This window comes from Kitasatospora sp. NPDC059827 (genome assembly GCF_042731675.1).
GTDB lineage: Bacteria > Actinomycetota > Actinomycetes > Streptomycetales > Streptomycetaceae > Kitasatospora.
Genome location: NZ_JBHWIV010000002.1, coordinates 51,445 through 70,182 on the forward strand (window position 1 = coordinate 51,445; position 18,738 = coordinate 70,182).

Consider the following 18,738-nt stretch of genomic DNA (forward strand, 5'->3'; position numbering starts at 1 on the left):
CCCGCATCGTCGCCCCCCGCCGGGGGCACCCCCCCCTCCCGCAACCCCCCAGGGCCGCTGCCCCCCCTGGGGGGGTCCCCGCGGCCGTCGGGGTGTTCAGGCCTTGTGGGAGGACTCCAGGTGGGCGAAGACCACCACGTTGTCCAGGTAGTCCCGGCGCTTCTTGTCGTAGGTGCCGCCGCAGGTGATCAGGCGGAGCTGGGCGTCCGGGGTCCTGCCGTAGACCTTCTGGTCGGGGAAGGCGTTCTTGGCGAAGGTCTCCACGTTGTCGACCGAGAAGACGGCGACGGTGCCGTCGGCGCGGCTCACCTCGACCTTGTTGCCGGGCAGCAGCAGGCTCAGCAGCAGGAAGACCGCCGGGCCCTTGGTGGTGTCGACGTGGCCGGCGACCACCGAGCTGCCGCGCTCGCCCGGGGTGACGCCGTCGCGGTACCAGCCGACCAGGTTCTTGTCGTCCGGCGGGGGTGCGTTGAGCTGTCCGGCCGGGCCCAGGGCGAGTTCGGTGAACGGGGCGTCGACGGCGATCTGCGGGATCCGCAGCCGGGTCGGCTTGGACCGCTTGAGCACCGGTGCGCCCGGCGCCGCGGCCGGGGCCGTGGCGCCGTCGGTGGCCGCCGCGGGGCCCGGGACGGCGGGGGCGGCAGCCGCCGGGGGAGCGGCTTGGCCGGCCGCCTGGTCCTCGGCGGTTCCGGTGTCCACCGAGTTGTAGATCAGCAGCAGGCCGACCGCTGCCGCGCCCATCCCGCCGCGCAGCAGCCTGGGCATTCCGGAGCCGGGACCGCCGGTCATCCGTGTCCTCCGCTCGAAGTGCTTCGTGGGGAGCCTGTTCCGCAACGGCCCGCCGCCCCCGTGCGCCCCGCCCGGGAGGGGGGAGCGCCCAGAGGCGGCGGTGGCGGACGTCAGACGGCTGCGGCGCCGGAGGTGCGACGGCCGCGGCGCAGCGCGATCGCACCGGCCCCGAGGCCGCCGAGCAGCAGCACCGCGCCGGAGGCGAGGCCGCCGCCGGACAGTGCCAGGCCGCCGCCGCCGGTGTGCACGCCGCCGTGCGGGGTGTGCTCCTCCTCCCGGCCGTCGGAGCCCTTGCCCTCGGAGCCCTTGTGCTCGCCGGAGCCCTTGCTGTCGGAGCCCTTGTGCTCGCCGGAGCTCTTGCCGTCGGAGCCCTTGCTGTCGGAACCCTTGTGTTCGCCGGAGCTCTTGTCGTCGTAGCCCTTCGAACTGTCGGAGCCGCCCTTCTCGGGCTGCTTCTCCTGCCAGGTGAGGTTCTTGCCCTGGTCCGAGGAGGAGCCGTCGGCGAAGGCCATGGGGGTGCCGACGGTGAGGACGGCGGCGACGGCCGCTCCGGCGAGCAGCGTGCGTGCAGAACGCATGAGGATGATCCTTCCGGCGCGTGGGTCGCGACCGCCGGCACGGTGCCGGTCAGGGGACTCGCGAACAAGTGGCGCCTGATCCACCGTCAACCACGGTGGGGCCGCCTGCCACCCGAGCGTGGCAGCGCCGGTACGGAGAGTGCGCCCTTCGGGTGGAGTCCGGGGCGTGTTCACCCGGGTGGCCCGGCGATCCGGGTGATTCGGATTCGAGGCGGGGTGGTAGTGGTGCGCGCACGTACGGGCCCGCCCCCGGCGTGGCGCGCGCATGGGCCCGCCCCCGGCGTGGTGCCGGGGGCGGGCCCAGAGCGGAGCGGGGACGCGGCTCAGCGGTCCCAGCGGTAGAACTCGCGCGCCATGGCGTCCTTCGGCTCGCGCCAGGTGGCCGGGTCGTAGGCCTGGACGAAGGCGGTCAGGCGGTCGCTGACGGTCCGGAACTCCGGGTGGCCGAGGACCTTGGCGACGGCTGGGCCCGGCGGGCGGTCGGCCTCGATCAGGTGCAGGTAGACGTCGCCGAACTGGAAGAGGCTGCGCCCGGTGACGCCGATCAGGTGCGGCAGTTCGCCGCGGTCGGAGTCGGCGAACACCTCGGCGATGTCCGGGGCGGCCTCGGGCTTCATCCGCGCGACGATCAGGGCGCGGTGGGCGCCGGTCACTGCTCGGCCGCCCGCTTCTCGACCTTCTCGCGGATCAGCTGCAGCTGGATCCGGGAGTTCTTGTTGATGTGGTTGACCATGCCGTCGTCGTCCACCGGCGCGGTGGGCTTCATCGCGAAGTCCTGGACCCAGCGCATCCGGGTGCCGGCCGGGACCTCGGCGTACTCCCAGCGGATCTGCATGAACTCGAACGGTCCGGGCTCGACCCGGCGGGCGTTGACCTCCAGCGACGACCGGTCGGTGGTGCGCTCGGAGACCCAGCTCCACACCTGGCCGTTCTCGTCCGGGTGCATGGTGAGCCGGAACTGCACCCGGTCGCCGTCGCGCTCCAGCACCTCGACCGAGGCGTACTCGCTGAAGAGGTCCGGCCAGTTCTCCAGGTCGTTGGTCATCTCCCAGACCAGGTCGAGCGGGGCGTTGATGACGATCTCGTTGTCGGTGTGTCCGGGCATCTCAGGCACCGGCCTTCGCGGCGAGGGAGGTGTTGACCAGCTCCAGGAACTCGGCCGGGGTCTTGGCGGACTCGGCGCCGGAGGTGACCTTGAGGCTGTGCCGGTTCTCCAACTCGCCGACGATGCCGAGGAGTCCGAGCGAGTCGACGCCGAAGTCGTCGAACTGCGCGCCCGGCTGCTCCAGGTCGTTCGGGGCGACGGTGACGCCGGCCCGGGCCTGGAGCAGGGCGGCCAGTTCGGGATAGCTGAGGGTGTTGCTCACGGGGTTCCCTTCGAGGAGGTCCAGTGGATCGGGGGTGCGGGGGTCAGGTCGGCTCCCCGCGGCGGAGCACCAGCGCGGAGTTGGAGCCCATCAGCCCGCGGCTGAGCACCAGCGCGGTGCGCAGTTCGGCCGGGCGGGCGCGGCCGGTCACCAGGGCGAGGTCGTGGCAGACCTCGGTGACGTTGGGGGTGGGCGGCAGCACGCCGTCCTCCATGGCGAGCACGGCGGCCGTGACGTCCAGCATCGGGGCGCCGCAGTAGGCCCGCCCGGTGCCGGCCTTGGGGGCGGTGACCGGGACGCGCTCGGCGGCCGGGCCGAGCGCGTCGACCAGCGCCAGGGCCTCGGCCCGGTCGGCGGCGGGGACGCCGAGCGCGTCCGCGAAGACCACGTCGATCTCCTCGGGCGCGATCCGGGCCTCGTCCAGCGCGATCCGGATCGCCGCGGCCAGTCCCTCCCGGGACTGCTCCCAGCGGGAGGCCCCGGTGAAGGTGGCGCCGTGTCCGGCCAGGTGGGCCCGGACGGCGGCGCCGCGCCGGCGGGCCGCTGACTCGTCCTCCAGCAGCAGCATCGCGCCGCCCTCGGCGGGGGCGAAGCCGCAGGCCTGCGCGGTGAACGGCAGGTAGGCGGCCTCCGGCCGGTCGGCCAGGCTCAGCTCGGGGTAGCCGAGTTGGCAGACCATGGAGTACGGCGCGAGCGGGGCCTCGGCGGCGCCGACCACCACGGCGTCGGTGCCGCGCTCGACCGAGCGGGCGGCGTGCGCGAGCGCGTCCAGGCCGCCGGCCTCGTCGCTGGCGACCACCCCGCACGGGCCCTTGTAGCCGCCGCGGATCGAGATCTGGCCGGTGCTGGCCGCGTAGAACCAGGCGATGGACTGGTACGGGCCGACGAACCGCGGCCCCTGGCCCCAGAGTTGCTGGAGCTCGCGCTGGCCGAACTCGCCGCCGCCGGAGCCGGCCGCGGTCACCACGCCGACCGCGAAGGGCCGTTCGGGATCGGGCCGGAACCCCGCGTCGGCCACCGCCAGGTCGGCGGCGGCCATCGCGTAGTGGGTGAAGCGGTCGGTCTGCACGAGGTAGCGGCTGTCGATCACCGACTGCGGCTCGAACTCCCGCACCTCGCCCGCGACCCTGAGCGGCAGCTCGGTGCAGCCCTCGCGGGATATCCGGTCGAGGACGCTCACGCCCTGCCTGGTGGCCTTCCAGAAGGCGTCGGCCCCGACACCGTTCGGCGCCACCACGCCGAGACCGGTGACGACCGCCCGGCGGCCCTGCTGACGTGACGTCATGGAACTCACCCCGTTCTGTTGAGCACGACGGCGGACTGGAATCCGCCGAATCCGCTGCCGACCGAGAGGATGTGGCTCAGCGGCAGCTCGCGCGCGGTGCGCGGCACGTAGTCGAGGTCGCACTCCGGGTCCGGAGTCTCGTAGTTGGCGGTCGGCGGCACCACGCCGTGGGCCAGTGCCAGGGTGCAGGCGACCACCTCGATCGCGCCGATCGCGCCCAGCGAGTGCCCGACCATCGACTTGATCGAACTCATCGGCGTCTCGAAGGCGTGGCCGCCCAGCGAGCGCTTGACCGCGGCGGTCTCGTGCCGGTCGTTCTGCTTGGTGCCCGAGCCGTGCGCGTTGACGTAGTCGACGTCGCCGCGGTCGACCTTGGCGTGGTCGAGCGCGTGGTCGATCGCCCGTGACATCTCCAGCCCCTCCGTGGTGAGGCCGGTCATGTGGTAGGCGTTGCCGAAGGTGGCGAAGCCGCCGATCTCGCCGTAGATCCGGGCGCCGCGGCGGCGGGCGTGCTCCAGCTCCTCCAGCACCAGGACGGCGCCGCCCTCGCCGAGGACGAAGCCGTCCCGGTGGGCGTCGAAGGGGCGGGAGGCGTGCTCCGGGTCGTCGTTGCGCTCGCTGGTGGCCTTGATGGCGTCGAAGCAGGCGACGGTGATCGGCGAGATCGGGGAGTCGGAGGCGCCGGCGACGCAGATGTCGGCGCGTCCCTCCTCGACCGCCTGGAAGCCGTAGCCGATCGCGTCCAGGCCGGAGGTGCAACCGGTGGAGACGGTCTGCACCGGGCCGTGCGCGCCGACCCGCTCGGCCACCGCGGAGGCCAGCGTGCTGGGCGCGAAGGCCCGGTGCAGGTGGGGCTCGGCGTGCCGGTGGTCCACGTCCCAGCGCGCGCCGGAGGCGCTGACCAGGGCGTAGTCGTGCTCCAGCCGGGTGGTGCCGCCGACGGCGGTGCCGAGCGAGACGGCGATCCGCCACGGGTCCTCGGCGGCCAGGTCCAGCCCGGCGTCGGCGACCGCCTCGGCGGCCGCGACCATCGCGAACTGCACGTAGCGGTCGGCCCGTCGGACCTCCTCGGGGCTCAGCCCGTGGGCGGCCGGGTCGAAGTCGCACTCGGCCGCGATCCGGGAGCGGAACCCGGCCGGGTCGAACAGGGTGATGCCCCGGGTGGCGGTGCGGCCGGCCGTCAGGAGGTCCCAGAAGGCGGGGATCCCGATCCCTCCGGGCGCGACCACGCCGATCCCCGTGACGGCGACCCGCCGTGTCACGAGGCCACCTTGGCGTGTTCCGGGGGGCCGGCGGGGGCGGACTCCCCGGCGCCGGCGGCCTCCTCGGTGCTCACGTGGCCCAGGTCGGGGCGCGGCGCGAGCGGGCCGCAGTGGAAGACCATCCGGGCCTCGGTGTCGCCGACGTTGCGGAAGCGGTGGCGCATGTTGATCGGGATCATCAGGCCCTGGTCGGGCTTGAGCGGCCGGGTCTCCCCGTCCAGGTCGACCTCCAGGTCGCCGGAGACGACGAACACGAACTCCTCGGAGTACGGGTGGTAGTGCTCGTTGATCCGCTCGCCGGGCGCGATGATGGCCAGGCCCATGAAGCCGCTGGTCGCCCCGCAGCTGGGCGGGGTGAGCATGGTGCGCAACAGGGCGCCGTGGCGGCGGTTCTCCGGGGCCTCGTCGACGTTGATGATCGGCGGGAACTGCGTGGTCATGATGGCTTTCCTCCGGGAGGGCTGGCCGGGTGTCAGTCGTTCTGCGAGCTGCGGTCGGTGACCGGGCTCATGGCGCGGGCGGCGAGGAACGCGCCCAGGCCCGCGGCGGTGCGCAGGTCCCCGGCGGGGCCGAGGTCGAGCAGGGCGGCCAGTTCGGCGGCCTCCTGGTCGCCGGCCACACCGAGCGCGGCGGCGGCCTCGGCCTCGGCCGGCACCCGGAGGTCGACCAGGCGCACCACGGTGTCCTCGCGCTGGAAGACGATGGCCGCGGCGACCGGGCCGGTCGGGTCGGCGGTGGCGAGGTTGTCGTGGTCGAAGAGCAGCTCGGCGACGGCCGGCCCCCGGCCCGGGCGCACCGGGTAGAGCACGGCGTGCCGGTGCAGCCGCCCGGAGGAGGGGGAGCTGGCGATCGCCTGGTGCCGGGCGGGCAGCGCGGCCTTGGCGAAGAAGGCCCGGGCGGACTGCGGGTCGCCCAGCTGCCGGGCCTCCTCCAGGTACGGGTTGAGCTCCTCCTCGACCGCCCGCACCTCGGGCTGCATCGCCACGTGGCGCAGCGCGTCGCCGAGGTTGCCGACCACCTCGACCGCGCGCACCACCCGGTTGCCGTGCATGAACAGCGAGGTGCGGCGCAGCCGGGTGTGCTCGTCCACCTCGGCCCGGGGCGAGGTGTAGCCGGACAGGATCCGGGCCACCTCGGCCTCGCTGCCGGGCTTGACGGTGAAGGTCAGCGCGTGGCGCACCACGCCGTCCGGGCCCGGGTCGGCCCGCGGCGGGCCGACGTGCCCGGCGGGCTCGCTGCGCGGCAGGCCGGGCGGCACCTCCATCGGGGCCCTGGTGCCGGTGGACCCGGCCGCCGAGGTCTCGCGCAGCACCGCGTAGCGCAGCGAGCGGAAGTTGTCGCTGACGCAGCCGTGCATCGGCTTGACCATCTCGCGGTGGGCGGGGCTGTCCACCCACTGCAGGAAGGTCTCCTGGTCCCGCCACTCGCTGGTGATCAGCCACTGGCGGGGGTCGTTGATGGACTGGCACAGCTGGTCGCTGACATGGCCGGGCACCGAGGCCACCTGGTGGCGCAGTTGCTCGTAGACGTCGAGGAAACGCTGCTGGGCGCCGTCCTGGATCTCCAGCATCAGCACCACCCTCAGCCGGGTGTCGGATTCCTCGTGCTGCTTCGGCTGCGGTTCGGACAGAGTCGTCATGATCCACTTTCTGCTCTTGGCCGCACGCGGCGGGCCGTGGCGGCCGCGTCCGGCGGGTGCTCCCGGCTGGGGGAGGGCGGTGCGGTGGCGGTCGGCCCGGGGCGCTCGGCGCCAGGCCTGAGGTCGATCGTGAGCGGCCGACCGGGCGCGGCGCGAGATTTGCGGGCCATCCGGGCGAAGGGGCGGCACAGGCCCCCTCGGGCGGGGGATGGAAGAGCGGGGCCCCGGCTGAGCGGGCCCGTCCAGGGCGGCGCCGAGTCCAGTCGCCGGGCCGCGGAATCCCCTTACAGGGTGGAGCAATTGATGAATCCGAAGGTGGACGAACGGGTGCCGGTCCTGATCGTGGGCGGCTCCCTGGTCGGGCTGTCGGCCTCGCTGTTCCTCGGTCGGCTGGGTGTCCGGCACCTGCTGGTCGAGAAGCACGCCGACACCTCGCACCACCCGCGCGGGCGCGGCAACAACGTCCGCACGATGGAGCTGTACCGGGTGGCCGGGATCGAGCCGGCGATCCGTGAGGCGGCCTCGGTACTGGCCCCGAACCACGGCATCCTGCAAGCGCCCTCGCTGACCGGCGAGGAGCAGGAGTGGCTGTTCCGGGAGATCGACCCGGGCGGGCGGCTGGCCCGGTTCAGCCCCAGCTCCTGGTGCCTGTGCAGTCAGAACGACCTGGAGCCGGTGCTGCTGCGGTCGGCCCGCGACCTCGGCGCGGACCTGCGGTTCAGCACCGAGCTGATGTCCTTCGAGCAGGACGCCGACGGCGTCACCTCGGTGCTGCGCAGCCGGGAGACCGGCGAGGAGCGGGTGGTGCGCTCGGAGTACCTGATCGCCGCGGACGGCCCGCGCAGCCCGGTCCGGACCGGCCTGGGCATCGGCCGGACCGGCAAGGGCGAGCTGTTCCACAACGTCAGCATCACCTTCCGGGCCAAGCGGCTGGCCGACGTGGTCGGCGACCGGCACTTCATCGCGTGCTACCTGACCAACCCGGAGGCGGACGGCGCGCTGCTGCCGGTGGACAACCAGTCCGAGTGGGTCTTCCACGCGCCCTGGCACCCCGAGCACGGCGAGCCCCTGGAGGCCTTCACCGACGAGCGCTGCGAACGGCACATCCGCACCGCCGTCGGCCTGCCCGAGCTGGACGTCGAGGTGACCGGCAAGGCGCCCTGGCACGCCGCCGAACGGGTCGCCGAGCGGTACGGCGTCGGCCGGGTCCTGCTCGCCGGGGACTCCGCCCACGAGATGTCCCCGACCGGCGCGTTCGGCTCCAACACCGGCATCCAGGACGCCCACAACCTGGCCTGGAAGCTGGCCGCGGTGCTCTGCGGCTGGGCCGGGCCCGGCCTGCTGGAGACGTACGGGCAGGAGCGCCGCCCGGTCGCCGAGGTCACCGGCGAGCGCGCCTCGGCCCGCTCCGCCGAGCACAGCCACCCCGGCTACGCGGTCGTCCCCGGCGTCGGGCGGCAGGCCGGGGTGCTGTCGGTGGCGCTGGGCTACCGCTACCCGCGGGGCGCGGTGGTCGGCACCGACCCGCGGGGCGCGGTCGTCCCGGAGCAGTTCGAGTCGTCGGGCGAGCCGGGCAGCCGGGCCCCGCACCAGTGGCTGCTGTGCGCGGGCGTGCGGCTGTCCACGCTGGACCTGTACGAGCAGGCGATGGTGCTGCTCACCGACCCCGAGGGCGCGGCCTGGCAGCAGGGCGCCCGGCGGGCGGCGGACCGGCTGGCCGTCCCGCTGGACGCCTACCGGATCGGCGACGGCGCCGAGGACGACCTGGCGCCGGAGCCGGGCAGCGACTTCGCCGCCCTGCACGGGGTGGGCCCGGGCGGTGCGCTGCTGGTGCGCCCGGACGGTTTCGTCGCCTGGCGCTCGCCGGGCCCGGTCGAGGATCCGGAGGCCGAGGTGGAGGCCGCGCTGCGGGCGGTGCTGGACCTCTGACGCACGCGGACGGGCCCGCCGGTCGTCACGCCCGGCGGGCCCGTCCTGTCAGGTCCCGGGTGTCAGGTCCCGGGTGTCATGGGTCAGGAGTCTCGGGGGTCACAGGGGGTGCTCAGGCGGTCAGTGACCGCCCGCGTCGACCACCTCGACGTCGGCCACCTCCCGCTCGATCTCCTCGGCGGGCAGCGCCACCCGGATCGCCCAGTAGTAGATCGCCAGCGCGAACACCGAGACCAGCGCCATGTCGTACCAGAGCGGGATCAGGCCGGTGCCGTTGCCGAAGCCGCCCTGCCAGGAGATCAGGCCGAGGCCCAGCAGGTAGACCGGCAGCCACTGGGCGGCCTTCCAGTTGAGCCGCGGCGCGTTGGGCAGGCGGTTCTTGATCGCGTACGCCGCGTAGCCGCCGAGCAGGGCGTAGCCGAGCACGATGGCGATGCCCAGGCGGGACAGGGTCTGCCAGCCGGCCCAGTAGATGATCAGGCTGGCGACCACGAAGGAGACCGGGGAGATCACGCCGCCCAGCGGCAGCCGGTAGGAACGCTCGCGGTCGGGCAGCCGGCGGCGCAGGGCGCCGAAGGCCAGCGGGGCGCCGGCGTACATCAGCACGCTGGCGGAGGTGATGAAGCCGACCAGCTGCTGCCAGCTCGGGAAGGGCAGGAAGCAGATCACGCCGGTCACGAAGGACAGGATCAGGCCGAACCACGGCACGCCGTTCCGGTCCAGCTGCTCGAACTTCTGCGGCGCGTAGCCGTTGCGGCTCAGGCCGTAGGAGATGCGCGAGGTGGAGGTGGTGTAGATCAGGCCGGTGCCGGCGGGGGAGATCACCGCGTCGACCTTGAGCACGTAGTACAGCCAGCCGATGCCGACCAGGGTGGCCAGGCCGGCGAACGGGCCGTCGATGCCGGGGAAGTCCAGCTTCGCCCAGCCGTTGGCGAAGGCGGTGACCGGCAGTGCGCCGATGAAGACGACCTGCAGCAGGGTGTAGATCAGGGTGCCGATGGCGACCGAGCCGAGCACGGCGCGGGGGATGTCGCGCTTGGGGTTGCGGCTCTCACCGGCGATCTGGATGGCCTGCTCGAAGCCGAGCAGGGCGAAGATGATGCCGCTGGTGCTGATCGCGGCGAGCACGCCCTTGGCGCCGAACGGGGCGAATCCGTGCGAGGTGAAGTTGGAGGCGTGGAAGCTGGTGATCGCCAGCATGAAGATCGTGAGCAGAGGAACGAAGATCTTCAACCAGGTGGCGATGCTGTTGGTCCGGGCGAGGACCTTCACGCCGAGGAAATTGACCGCGACGAACACCGCCATCAGCATGGTCGCGACAATGAATCCGCTGGTGGTCAGGGTGCCGTTGGCGTGCTGCAGTCCGCTGGCCCAGGGCACGTCCTTGGCGTAGCCGATCATGGCCTCGACCTCGATCGGTGCCACGGTGGCCGCCTGGAGCCAGGAGAACCAGCCGAAGGACATGCCGGCCAGGCCGCCGAAGGCGTAGTGCGGGTAGCGCGCGGTGCCGCCCGAGACCGGGAAGAGCCCGCCGAGCTCGGCGTGCACGAGCGCGAGCAGCACGATTCCGACGGCGCCGATGCCCCAGGAGATGACGGCCGCCGGTCCGGCGGCGGTGACGGCGCTCTTCGCGCCGAAGAGCCAGCCGGAGCCGATGATCGAGCCGACCGAGGCCCACATGAGGCCGATGAGTCCGACGTGGCGCTTGAGCGACCGGTGTGCGGTCCCGGTGGTGCCGGAGCTCTGGCCGGGCGGCGAGATCTGGTTGAGGGAAGCCATGGATGATCTCTCTGTGTGTGGGGGCTCCGGGGTGGGCGGAGCGCGGAGAGTTGCCACACAGTAGGGCTATTCATAGACCTCTGCACAGATTCCATTGCTGAATGTTTACTTTCTTTGCCAGATATCCGTGCAGGTAGGGGGCCGTCTGTTCATGGGCGTGTTACGTGACTCGCGAGTAGGTTCAGTATTTGAGCGGCAATTGAGCTTCGCCGTCCGGTCCGGCAATATGGATCACCCCACTCGTTTATGGGAATGACGTGAATCGCATAGCCATGCCGCCGCGGGCGCGGCGTAGGCTGGTTGCGTGCGTTTCGTGATCCTGCCGCCGCCGGTCCGCTAGCGGGCGGCGCACCGATCGGACCCGGCCGGGAGGCAGCGCCCCCGGCGCCGGGGCGATGACCGCCGCCCGCGTACCCCGCGGACCCGAACCGGCGAGCCATCGTGGAGTACCGACGCATGACCTCCTGCACCGCCGTGCCGTTCCGGCACGGCCTGTTGTCCATTTCCGCCGCCGCCGTCGCCTGGGGGGCGGGCGGAGCCGTGGCCGCGCTGCTGATGCGCACCAGCGGGCTCGGCCCGGTGGCCGTCTCCTGCTGGCGCTTCGGCGTCGCGGCGCTCTGTCTGGCACTGCTTCCCTCGGGGGCCGGGCGGGCCTCCGGCGGCGGGCGCGGCTCCGCCGTGCTGACCGGCCTCGGGCTGGCCGTCAGCCAGTGCGCCTACTTCGCCTCCGTGCACTGCGCGGGGCTGGGACTGGGCACCCTGGTCACCATCGGGGCGGGGCCGGTGCTCACCGGCCTCGGCGGGCACCTGCTGCTCGGCGAACGCCTCACCGGGCGGGCGGTGGCCGCCGTCGCGCTCGCCCTCGGCGGGCTGGCCCTGCTGGTGGCGTCCCCGGCCGCCGGGCCCCGGCCGGTGCTGGGCGTCGGCCTGGCGGTGGTCGCGGGCGCGGGCCAGAGCGGACTGACCCTGTGGGCCCGGGCCGGCGGGTCGGCCCGGGCCGACCGGGGCGCCTTCGTCACCGGCCTGCTCTGCCTGCTGCCGTTCGCGGCGTTCCAGGGCGTGCTGCCCAGTACCGGGCAGCCGGCGCTGACCGGGGGAGCGCTGCTGTTCCTCGGGACGGTGCCCACGCTGCTCGCCTACCGGTGGTACTTCTCCGGGCTGACGGCCGTCCCGGGCACCACCGCCTCGGTGCTGGTGCTGCTGGAGCCGGCCACGGCGGCGGTGATCGGCGTGCTGTTCCTCGGCGAGCCGGTCACCGCGGGCCTGGTGGCCGGTTCGGCACTGCTGCTGGCCGCGATCGCGGCCCTGGCCCGCGGGTAGCGGGCGGCGCGGGCGGCGTGGCGCGGCGGCGTGCACCCGGGCGGGCGAGCTGTGGTCGCCGGGGGCGCGCCGCCGTGCTGTCGTGGGCCGCATGATGACCTCACGCGCGGCCCGGGTGGCCGTCACGACCGCGACCGCCGTCCTGCTCGCCGCCGGGGCCGCGGCCCCCACCGCCTCGGCGGCGGGGGCCGCCCGGCGCGACGTCACCGCCGCCACCTGCCGGGCCGCGGGCGGGCACGTCGAGGGCAGCGGCTACTGCGTGGACGCCGGTGGGGTGGACGCCTGGGGGGCGGAGATCGACGGCCAGGCGGTCAACCCGAACCCGCGCCCCGGGTTCGAGTGACACGGCCGGTTCACGGCACCGGCCGGAGCGTCACCGGCGCCGGGGTCAGCGCCCGCAGCACCAGGTCGATCCTGACCTTGGCGGCGCCGGCCCGGTGCAGGGCGGCGGCGACCGCCCGCAGCTCCTCGGGCCCCGTGCAGGCGAGCCGCAGCTCCAGGTCGGCGTCCCCGGCGAGCGCGAGGCCGCTCTGGACCGCCGGGAACTCCGCCGCGAGCCGGTCGAAGTCCAGCGGCACCGGCCCGTGGCTGATCCGGGCGATGGCGTGCAGCGCCCGGGCCTGCTCCGGACGGCCCGGAGCGGGTTCGAAGCCGTCCGGGACGAGCTGTAGCGGGGCCGTCACCGGTGCTGGAGGCGGGCGGTCGGGGTCGCGGTCGGGGCCGTGCCGGGGGCGGCCCCGACGGTGGCGGGGGTGGTGACCGGCGGGGCGACCAGCCCCGGGTCGAGCACCAGGGTGTCGACGCCGAGCGGCCGGGTGAGGTTGCGCAGCGCGGCCTCGCCGAGTTCGGTCCAGGCCTGGTCCGGTCCCAGGAGGGCGGCGAGGGCCTCGGGGCTGGAGAAGCCGACGGCGCAGCGGACGCCGTTGCGCATGCGGAAGAGGCGGAGGGCGGCGGTGCTTCCGGTGCCGGTGGTGGTGACCGGAACGTGCCAGACGACGCAGGCCATGCGGATGCTCCCGAGTGGGGTGGTGGTGGCTGCCGGAACTGCTCGTCCCGACGCTAGGCCGGGTCCTGCCGGACCGCGCCGGTCCTGACGCAGCGTTGACCGAATGGGGTGGTGCGTTGACGCACTCCTGACACCCGGCTCACCCGATTGGACTACACCAGTCCCGCGTCGGCCCGAACTCGGCCCGAACGGTGTCGTACAACCGCCCCAACCCCGCCCGTCCCGTACGGCTCCGGAGCGCTCCGCTTGCCGTGCGCCGCGCACCGGACCACGGTGGATCCGGCCGCCGGTCGCGCCCCGCGCGGGCTCCCGGATCCGACCGGCGCGCGCTCCGGGGCGGGGGGAGGTGGAGAGTGGGGCCCGGGACGAGATATCTTGACGTCAAGACGTTGGAGACGTGAAGCGGAGTTTCGATGACTGACTCGACCATCATCTATACGCACACCGACGAGGCTCCGGCCCTGGCGACCTACTCGTTCCTGCCGGTGGTCCAGGCGTACGCCTCGACGGCGGGCGTCCGGGTGGAGACCCGTGACATCTCCCTGGCCGGGCGGATCATCGCCAGCTTCCCGGAGCGTCTGACCGAGGCCCAGCGGATCGGCGACGCCCTGGCCGAGCTCGGCGAGCTCGCCAAGACCCCGAGCGCCAACATCATCAAGCTGCCGAACATCTCGGCCTCGGTGCCGCAGCTCAAGGCCGCCGTCGCCGAGCTCCAGGCCCAGGGCTACGCCCTGCCGGACTACCCGGACGAGCCGCGCACGGCCGAGGACGAGGACGTCCGCGCCCGCTACGACAAGGTCAAGGGCAGCGCCGTCAACCCGGTCCTGCGCGAGGGCAACTCGGACCGCCGGGCCCCGCAGTCGGTCAAGAACTACGCCAAGACCCACCCGCACCGGATGGGCGCCTGGAGCTCCGACTCCAAGACCAACGTCGCCACCATGGGCGAGAACGACTTCCGCTCCACCGAGAAGTCCGCCGTGATCGCCGCCGACGGCGCCCTGCGCATCGAGCTGGTCGGCCAGGACGGCGCCACCACCGTGCTGCGCGAGAAGGTCCCGGTGCTGGCCGGCGAGGTCGTCGACGCCTCGGTGATGCGCGCCGCCGCCCTGAACGACTTCCTGGCCGCCCAGGTCGCCCGGGCCAAGGCCGAGGGCGTGCTGTTCTCGGTGCACCTCAAGGCCACCATGATGAAGGTCTCCGACCCGATCGTCTTCGGCCACGTCGTCCGCGCCTTCTTCCCGCAGACCTTCGCCCGCTTCGGCGACGCGCTGGCCGCGGCCGGCCTGAACCCGAACAACGGCCTCGGCGGCATCCTGGCCGGCCTGGACGCGCTGGAGAACGGCGCCGAGATCAAGGCCTCCTTCGAGGCCGAGCTGGCCGAGGGCCCGGCCCTGGCCATGGTCGACTCCGACAAGGGCATCACCAACCTGCACGTGCCGAGCGACGTCATCGTCGACGCCTCGATGCCGGCCATGATCCGCACCTCCGGCCACATGTGGGGCCCGGACGGCCAGGAGGCCGACACCCTCGCGGTGCTGCCGGACAGCAGCTACGCCGGCGTGTACCAGGCCGTCCTCGACGACTGCCGCGCCCACGGCGCCCTGGACCCGGCCACCATCGGCTCGGTCCCGAACGTCGGCCTGATGGCCCAGAAGGCCGAGGAGTACGGCTCCCACGACAAGACCTTCGAGATCGCGGCCGCCGGCACCGTCCGCCTGGTCGACGCCGAGGGCAACGTGGTGCTGGAGCAGGCCGTCCAGCCCGGCGACATCTTCCGCGCCTGCCAGACCAAGGACCTGCCGATCCAGGACTGGGTCAAGCTGGCCGTCACCCGCGCCCGCGCCACCGGCGACCCGGCCGTGTTCTGGCTGGACGCCGAGCGCGCCCACGACGCCGTGCTGATCGAGAAGGTCAAGGCGTACCTGCCGCAGCACGACACCACCGGCCTGCAGATCGAGATCAAGTCCCCGGTCGAGGCCACCAAGTTCTCGCTGGAGCGCATCCGCCGCGGCGAGAACACCATCTCGGTCACCGGCAACGTCCTGCGCGACTACCTGACCGACCTGTTCCCGATCCTGGAGCTGGGCACCAGCGCCAAGATGCTGTCGGTCGTCCCGCTGATGGCGGGCGGCGGCCTGTTCGAGACCGGCGCCGGCGGCTCCGCCCCGAAGCACGTCCAGCAGCTGGTCAAGGAGAACTACCTGCGCTGGGACAGCCTGGGCGAGTTCTTCGCGCTGGCCGCCAGCTTCGAGCACCTGGCCTCCACCACGGACAACGCCCGCGCCCAGGTGCTGGCCGACACCCTGGACCGCGCCACCGGCACCTTCCTCAACGAGGACAAGTCGCCGAGCCGCCGCCTCGGTGGCATCGACAACCGCGGCAGCCACTTCTACCTGGCCATGTACTGGGCCCAGGAGCTGGCCAAGCAGACCGCCGACGCCGAGCTGGCCCAGGCCTTCGACGCGCTGGCCAAGGCGCTGACCGAGCAGGAGAAGGCCATCGTGGACGAGCTGATCGCCGTCCAGGGCTCGGCCGTCGACCTCGGTGGCTACTACCAGCCGGACCCGGCCAAGGCCGCGGCCGTGATGCGCCCGTCGAAGACCTTCAACGAGGCGATCGCCAACCTCGGCTGACACCCTTCGGGTTGACGCACCGGGAGGCCCCCGGGACCGCTGCGGCGGTCCCGGGGGCCTCCTCGCGTCTCCGCCGGGCCCGCCGGGCCGCCGGACCGGGCGGCGGGCGCCCGTGGCCGTTCAGGCCAGGCCGAGCACCACTCCCGCCCCGGTCAGCAGCAGGACGGCCGCGCCGTTGGCCCGCGGCAGGGCGAGCGCGGTGCCGACCGCCTCGCGCAGCAGCTGGTACGGGCCGTGGGCGAGCGGACCGTCCGCGCCGAGCACCCGCGCGGGGGCGCCGGCCCGGCGCGCGGCCAGGGCGGAGCGGACGGTGTGGAAGCCGCTGGTGATGACGGCGCAGCGGTAGCCGGGGTGCTCGGCGGCCATCAGGGTGGCGCTGAACCGCAGGTTCTCGGCGGTGTTCACGGCCCGCTCCTCGCGCCGGATCCGCTCGGCCGGGACGCCCCGGGCGACCAGGTAGCGGGCCATCGCGCCGGCCTCGGTGCAGTCCTCGTGCGGGCCCTTGCCGCCGGTCACCAGCAGCAGCGGCGCGTGCCCGGCGGCCTCCTCGGCGGCGAATCGTTCCAGCGCGGCGTCCAGCCGGGCCGCCAGGGTCGGCGCGGGCTCGCAGCCGTCCAGTGCGGCCCCCAGGACCACCAGGTAGTCGGCCCCGGCGGGCACCGGGCGGCGGCGCTGGAACAGCGCGCAGCCGAGGAAGCCGAGCAGCCAGAGCAGGACGTACCCGCCGAGCAGGACGGCGGGGAGGAACAGGGCGTGCATACCCCTCGAACGCGCCCGGGGGAACGACCGTTCCACGACATGACGGAGCCCACGTCCTCCGGGGGCGTGGGCTCCGGGGAGGGCGTGGGCTCCGGGTGTTCCGGGCGGGCCGGGTGGTCTGGGCGGGCCGGGTGCTGCGGGCGGGCCGGGGCTCAGCCGGCGTCGGCCGCCGGGGTGGCGGTGGGCGCGGCGGCCGGGGCGGCGGCCGGGCGCTGACCCCTCTTGTGCAGCGAGGCCAGGTAGGCGTTGTACGCCTCCAGCTCGGCGTCGCCGGTGCGCTCCTCGGAGCGGTCCCGGCGGCGGGCCTGCCGCTGCTCGGAGCCCATCCACTGGTAGACCAGCGCGATCAGCACGATCGCGGTCGGGATCTCGCCGAACGCCCAGGTGATGCCGCCGGCCAGCTTCTGGTCCTCCAGCAGGTCCGTCCCGGGTGGTGCGCTCTGGACGGTGAAGGTGGTCACCAGCGGGTGGCTGGCCATCATCACCGCCACGCCGAAGAAGGCGTGGAACGGCATCCCCATGAACAGCTCGATGATCCGCATCACGTGGCCGGGGCGGTGCGGGCCCGGGTCGACGCCCATGATCGGCCAGAAGAAGGCCAGACCGGTCATGAGGAAGTGCACCATCATGAAGATGTGCCCGAGGCGGTACTGCATCAGGAAGTCGAACGCGGGAGTGAAGTAGACCCCGTACAGGCTGGCGATGAACATCGGGATGGTGAAAGCCGGGTGCGAGATCACCCGGACGTACCGGCTGTGCAGCAGCGCCACCAGCAGCTCGCGCGGACCGCGCGGCCGGCCCTTGCCCGCCGGGCGCAGCGCACGCAGCGCCAGCGTGATCGGGGCACCGAGCAGCAGCAGGATCGGCGTCAGCATGGACAGCACCATGTGCTGGATCATGTGCGCGCTGAACAGCACCATGCCGTAGTCGTTCAGCCCGCTGCAGGTGACCAGCAGCAGGCTGGCGACGCCCGCGACCCAGCCGACGACCCGGCCGATCGGCCAGCGGTCGCCGCGCCGGTACAGCCGGACCACGCCGGTCAGGTACAGCGCCAGCGCGACCAGGCCGCCGAGCAGGAACACCCAGTCCGGGGACCAGGTCCAGACGTTGGAGAGGGTGAACGGGCCTAGTGGGGTCATCCCGCCGTGGTGGTGCATTCCTGACATTCCGTCGCCCATCGGCGGGTCCCGCTTTCCGTCATTGTGGTCCCCGCTGGGGGTCCGGTTCGCCCGTTTTGCTTGGCATACAGCCTAGGTGGGCCTTACCCCGGGCGTGCCGCCGCCCCCTCCGTACGGGTGGCCCGGCCAGTGGGCGGGGTGCTGGGTGGGGCGGTGGGCGGGGCGGTGTCGGGCGAGGGTTCGGGTGGGCCGCGCGTCGCTAGACTGACCGGCCGGTCGGCAGGGAGGAATCAGGCATGGCGGCGGCACAGCGGCCCGTGGTCGCGCTCACCGGGGCCACCGGGTTCATCGGATCGGCCGTACGGGAGGCCCTCGCGGCGCGCGGCGTGCCGGTGCGGGCCCTGGTGCGCGGGGAGCCCGTCGCGGACGGGCACACCGCCTGGGTGCCCGGCGACCTCGCCGACCGCTCCGCACTGGACGGGCTGTGCGCGGGCGCGGGGGTGCTGCTCCACCTCGCCTCCCGGGTCACCGGCGGCGAGGAGGAGTGCGCGGCCGTGAACGACCGGGGCACGGCGGCCCTGATGGCGGCGGCCACCCGGGCCGGGATCGGGCGGATCGTCCACCTGTCGACCACGGCGGTGTACGGCGGGGGCCCGCACACGGACCTCGGGGTCGGCGGGGCGCCGACCGCGCCGCTGTCGGCGGCCAGCCGCACCCGGCTGCTCGGGGAGGGGCACGCCCTGGCCGCCGGTGCCGCGGTGCTGCGCCCGGCCCTGGTCACCGGGACGGGCGACCGCTGGGTGGTGCCCGCGCTGGCCGAGCTGGCCCGCAGGGTCCCGGGCCGCTGGGCGGGCGGCGCGGCCCGGCTCTCCCTGGTGGACCGGACCGACCTGGCCCGGCTGATCACCGGGCTGGCCCTGGACGCCCCGGAGCGGGTGACGGGTGTCCACCACGCGGCCCACCCGGAACCGGTCCGCAGCGGCGAGCTGCTCGACGCCCTCGCCGGGCTCGGCCTGCTGCCCGCCCAGGACGGCCCGGCGCTGTCCTGGGCGCAGTGCCGCCGACGGCTCGCCGCCGCGCCGGGCCCGGTCTCCGAGCGCCAGTTCGCCATGGTCGCCCGCGACCACTGGTACCGCAGCGACGCGGTCTGGCGCCTCGCCGCCTGCCCGCCCGGCCCGGGCCCGCTGGCCCGCCTCGCCGGGGCGGCGCCCTGGTACCGGTCGGCGCTGGGGCTGTAGGGCGGGTCAGGGCTGTAGAGCGGGTCGGGGCCGCAG

19 protein-coding genes are annotated in these 18,738 nt (G+C 73.9%); 5 read left to right on the forward strand and 14 right to left on the reverse strand.

The genetic code is table 11. From position 1 onward, the window contains the following. Positions 1 to 96 precede the first annotated feature (96 nt). The 9 genes from ACFV8H_RS01455 to ACFV8H_RS01495 all read right to left on the reverse strand — a co-directional run bounded on the left by ACFV8H_RS01455 (position 97) and on the right by ACFV8H_RS01495 (position 6,920). Positions 97 to 789, reverse strand: coding sequence for a class F sortase (locus ACFV8H_RS01455; RefSeq protein WP_380396025.1), 693 nt, complete (start codon positions 787 to 789; stop codon positions 97 to 99). 110 nt (positions 790 to 899) lie between these two features. Then, entirely contained in the window at positions 900 to 1,367 is a 468-nt protein-coding gene (locus ACFV8H_RS01460; RefSeq protein ID WP_375885925.1) for a hypothetical protein, read from the reverse strand. A gap of 323 nt (positions 1,368 to 1,690) precedes the next feature. Next, on the reverse strand, positions 1,691 to 1,984 hold the full coding sequence (locus ACFV8H_RS01465) for a TcmI family type II polyketide cyclase (RefSeq protein ID WP_030287701.1): 294 nt from the start codon (positions 1,982 to 1,984) through the stop codon (positions 1,691 to 1,693). Between the two features lie 32 nt (positions 1,985 to 2,016). Next, positions 2,017 to 2,472 (reverse strand): SRPBCC family protein, encoded by a 456-nt coding sequence (locus ACFV8H_RS01470; protein ID WP_380396026.1) that lies wholly within the window; start codon positions 2,470 to 2,472, stop codon positions 2,017 to 2,019. Between the two features lies 1 nt (position 2,473). Then, positions 2,474 to 2,734 (reverse strand): acyl carrier protein, encoded by a 261-nt coding sequence (locus tag ACFV8H_RS01475; protein WP_375885930.1) that lies wholly within the window; start codon positions 2,732 to 2,734, stop codon positions 2,474 to 2,476. A gap of 43 nt (positions 2,735 to 2,777) precedes the next feature. Further along, positions 2,778 to 4,019, reverse strand: coding sequence for a beta-ketoacyl synthase N-terminal-like domain-containing protein (locus tag ACFV8H_RS01480; RefSeq protein ID WP_375885933.1), 1,242 nt, complete (start codon positions 4,017 to 4,019; stop codon positions 2,778 to 2,780). Between the two features lie 5 nt (positions 4,020 to 4,024). After that, complete coding sequence (locus ACFV8H_RS01485) at positions 4,025 to 5,281, reverse strand: beta-ketoacyl-[acyl-carrier-protein] synthase family protein (RefSeq protein ID WP_375885935.1); 1,257 nt, start codon at positions 5,279 to 5,281, stop codon at positions 4,025 to 4,027. Next, positions 5,278 to 5,721, reverse strand: coding sequence for a cupin domain-containing protein (locus ACFV8H_RS01490; protein WP_380396027.1), 444 nt, complete (start codon positions 5,719 to 5,721; stop codon positions 5,278 to 5,280). Before ACFV8H_RS01490 ends, ACFV8H_RS01485 begins: the two co-directional genes overlap by 4 nt. A gap of 32 nt (positions 5,722 to 5,753) precedes the next feature. Continuing rightward, positions 5,754 to 6,920, reverse strand: a complete 1,167-nt coding sequence (locus tag ACFV8H_RS01495; RefSeq protein ID WP_380396028.1) for a SchA/CurD-like domain-containing protein — start codon at positions 6,918 to 6,920, stop codon at positions 5,754 to 5,756. 303 nt (positions 6,921 to 7,223) lie between these two features. Between ACFV8H_RS01495 and ACFV8H_RS01500 the strand changes: the two genes are divergently transcribed. Next, the gene (locus ACFV8H_RS01500; RefSeq protein ID WP_380396029.1) at positions 7,224 to 8,849 is read left to right on the forward strand and encodes an FAD-dependent oxidoreductase; all 1,626 of its coding nucleotides are present in this window, start codon (positions 7,224 to 7,226) and stop codon (positions 8,847 to 8,849) included. A 120-nt stretch (positions 8,850 to 8,969) separates the two neighbouring features. On the opposite strand, the gene ACFV8H_RS01505 is transcribed toward ACFV8H_RS01500, so the two are convergent. After that, positions 8,970 to 10,529, reverse strand: a complete 1,560-nt coding sequence (locus tag ACFV8H_RS01505) for an APC family permease (protein ID WP_380396158.1) — start codon at positions 10,527 to 10,529, stop codon at positions 8,970 to 8,972. A gap of 555 nt (positions 10,530 to 11,084) precedes the next feature. Between ACFV8H_RS01505 and ACFV8H_RS01510 the strand changes: the two genes are divergently transcribed. Both ACFV8H_RS01510 and ACFV8H_RS01515 read left to right on the forward strand, forming a co-directional pair. Then, complete coding sequence (locus tag ACFV8H_RS01510) at positions 11,085 to 11,948, forward strand: EamA family transporter (protein WP_380396030.1); 864 nt, start codon at positions 11,085 to 11,087, stop codon at positions 11,946 to 11,948. Between the two features lie 91 nt (positions 11,949 to 12,039). After that, positions 12,040 to 12,291, forward strand: coding sequence for a hypothetical protein (locus ACFV8H_RS01515; protein WP_360237083.1), 252 nt, complete (start codon positions 12,040 to 12,042; stop codon positions 12,289 to 12,291). 10 nt (positions 12,292 to 12,301) lie between these two features. Here the strand turns inward: ACFV8H_RS01515 and ACFV8H_RS01520 are convergent, their stop codons facing one another. After that, a complete protein-coding gene (locus tag ACFV8H_RS01520; protein WP_380396031.1) occupies positions 12,302 to 12,631 on the reverse strand; it encodes a hypothetical protein in 330 nt (109 codons plus the stop codon). Continuing rightward, positions 12,628 to 12,954, reverse strand: a complete 327-nt coding sequence (locus tag ACFV8H_RS01525; RefSeq protein WP_375885953.1) for an SAV_915 family protein — start codon at positions 12,952 to 12,954, stop codon at positions 12,628 to 12,630. The genes ACFV8H_RS01520 and ACFV8H_RS01525 overlap by 4 nt, the downstream gene beginning before the upstream one ends. A 413-nt stretch (positions 12,955 to 13,367) precedes the next feature. On the opposite strand from ACFV8H_RS01525, the gene ACFV8H_RS01530 reads away from it, so the two are divergent. Next, on the forward strand, positions 13,368 to 15,587 hold the full coding sequence (locus ACFV8H_RS01530; RefSeq protein ID WP_380396032.1) for an NADP-dependent isocitrate dehydrogenase: 2,220 nt from the start codon (positions 13,368 to 13,370) through the stop codon (positions 15,585 to 15,587). A 120-nt stretch (positions 15,588 to 15,707) separates the two neighbouring features. Here the strand turns inward: ACFV8H_RS01530 and ACFV8H_RS01535 are convergent, their stop codons facing one another. Both ACFV8H_RS01535 and ACFV8H_RS01540 read right to left on the reverse strand, forming a co-directional pair. Continuing rightward, complete coding sequence (locus ACFV8H_RS01535) at positions 15,708 to 16,346, reverse strand: YdcF family protein (RefSeq protein WP_375885956.1); 639 nt, start codon at positions 16,344 to 16,346, stop codon at positions 15,708 to 15,710. Positions 16,347 to 16,498: 152 nt separating this feature from the next. Next, a complete protein-coding gene (locus ACFV8H_RS01540; protein ID WP_380396033.1) occupies positions 16,499 to 17,503 on the reverse strand; it encodes a cytochrome c oxidase assembly protein in 1,005 nt (334 codons plus the stop codon). 257 nt (positions 17,504 to 17,760) lie between these two features. Between ACFV8H_RS01540 and ACFV8H_RS01545 the strand changes: the two genes are divergently transcribed. Continuing rightward, the gene (locus ACFV8H_RS01545; protein WP_380396034.1) at positions 17,761 to 18,702 is read left to right on the forward strand and encodes an NAD-dependent epimerase/dehydratase family protein; all 942 of its coding nucleotides are present in this window, start codon (positions 17,761 to 17,763) and stop codon (positions 18,700 to 18,702) included. Positions 18,703 to 18,738 lie beyond the last annotated feature (36 nt).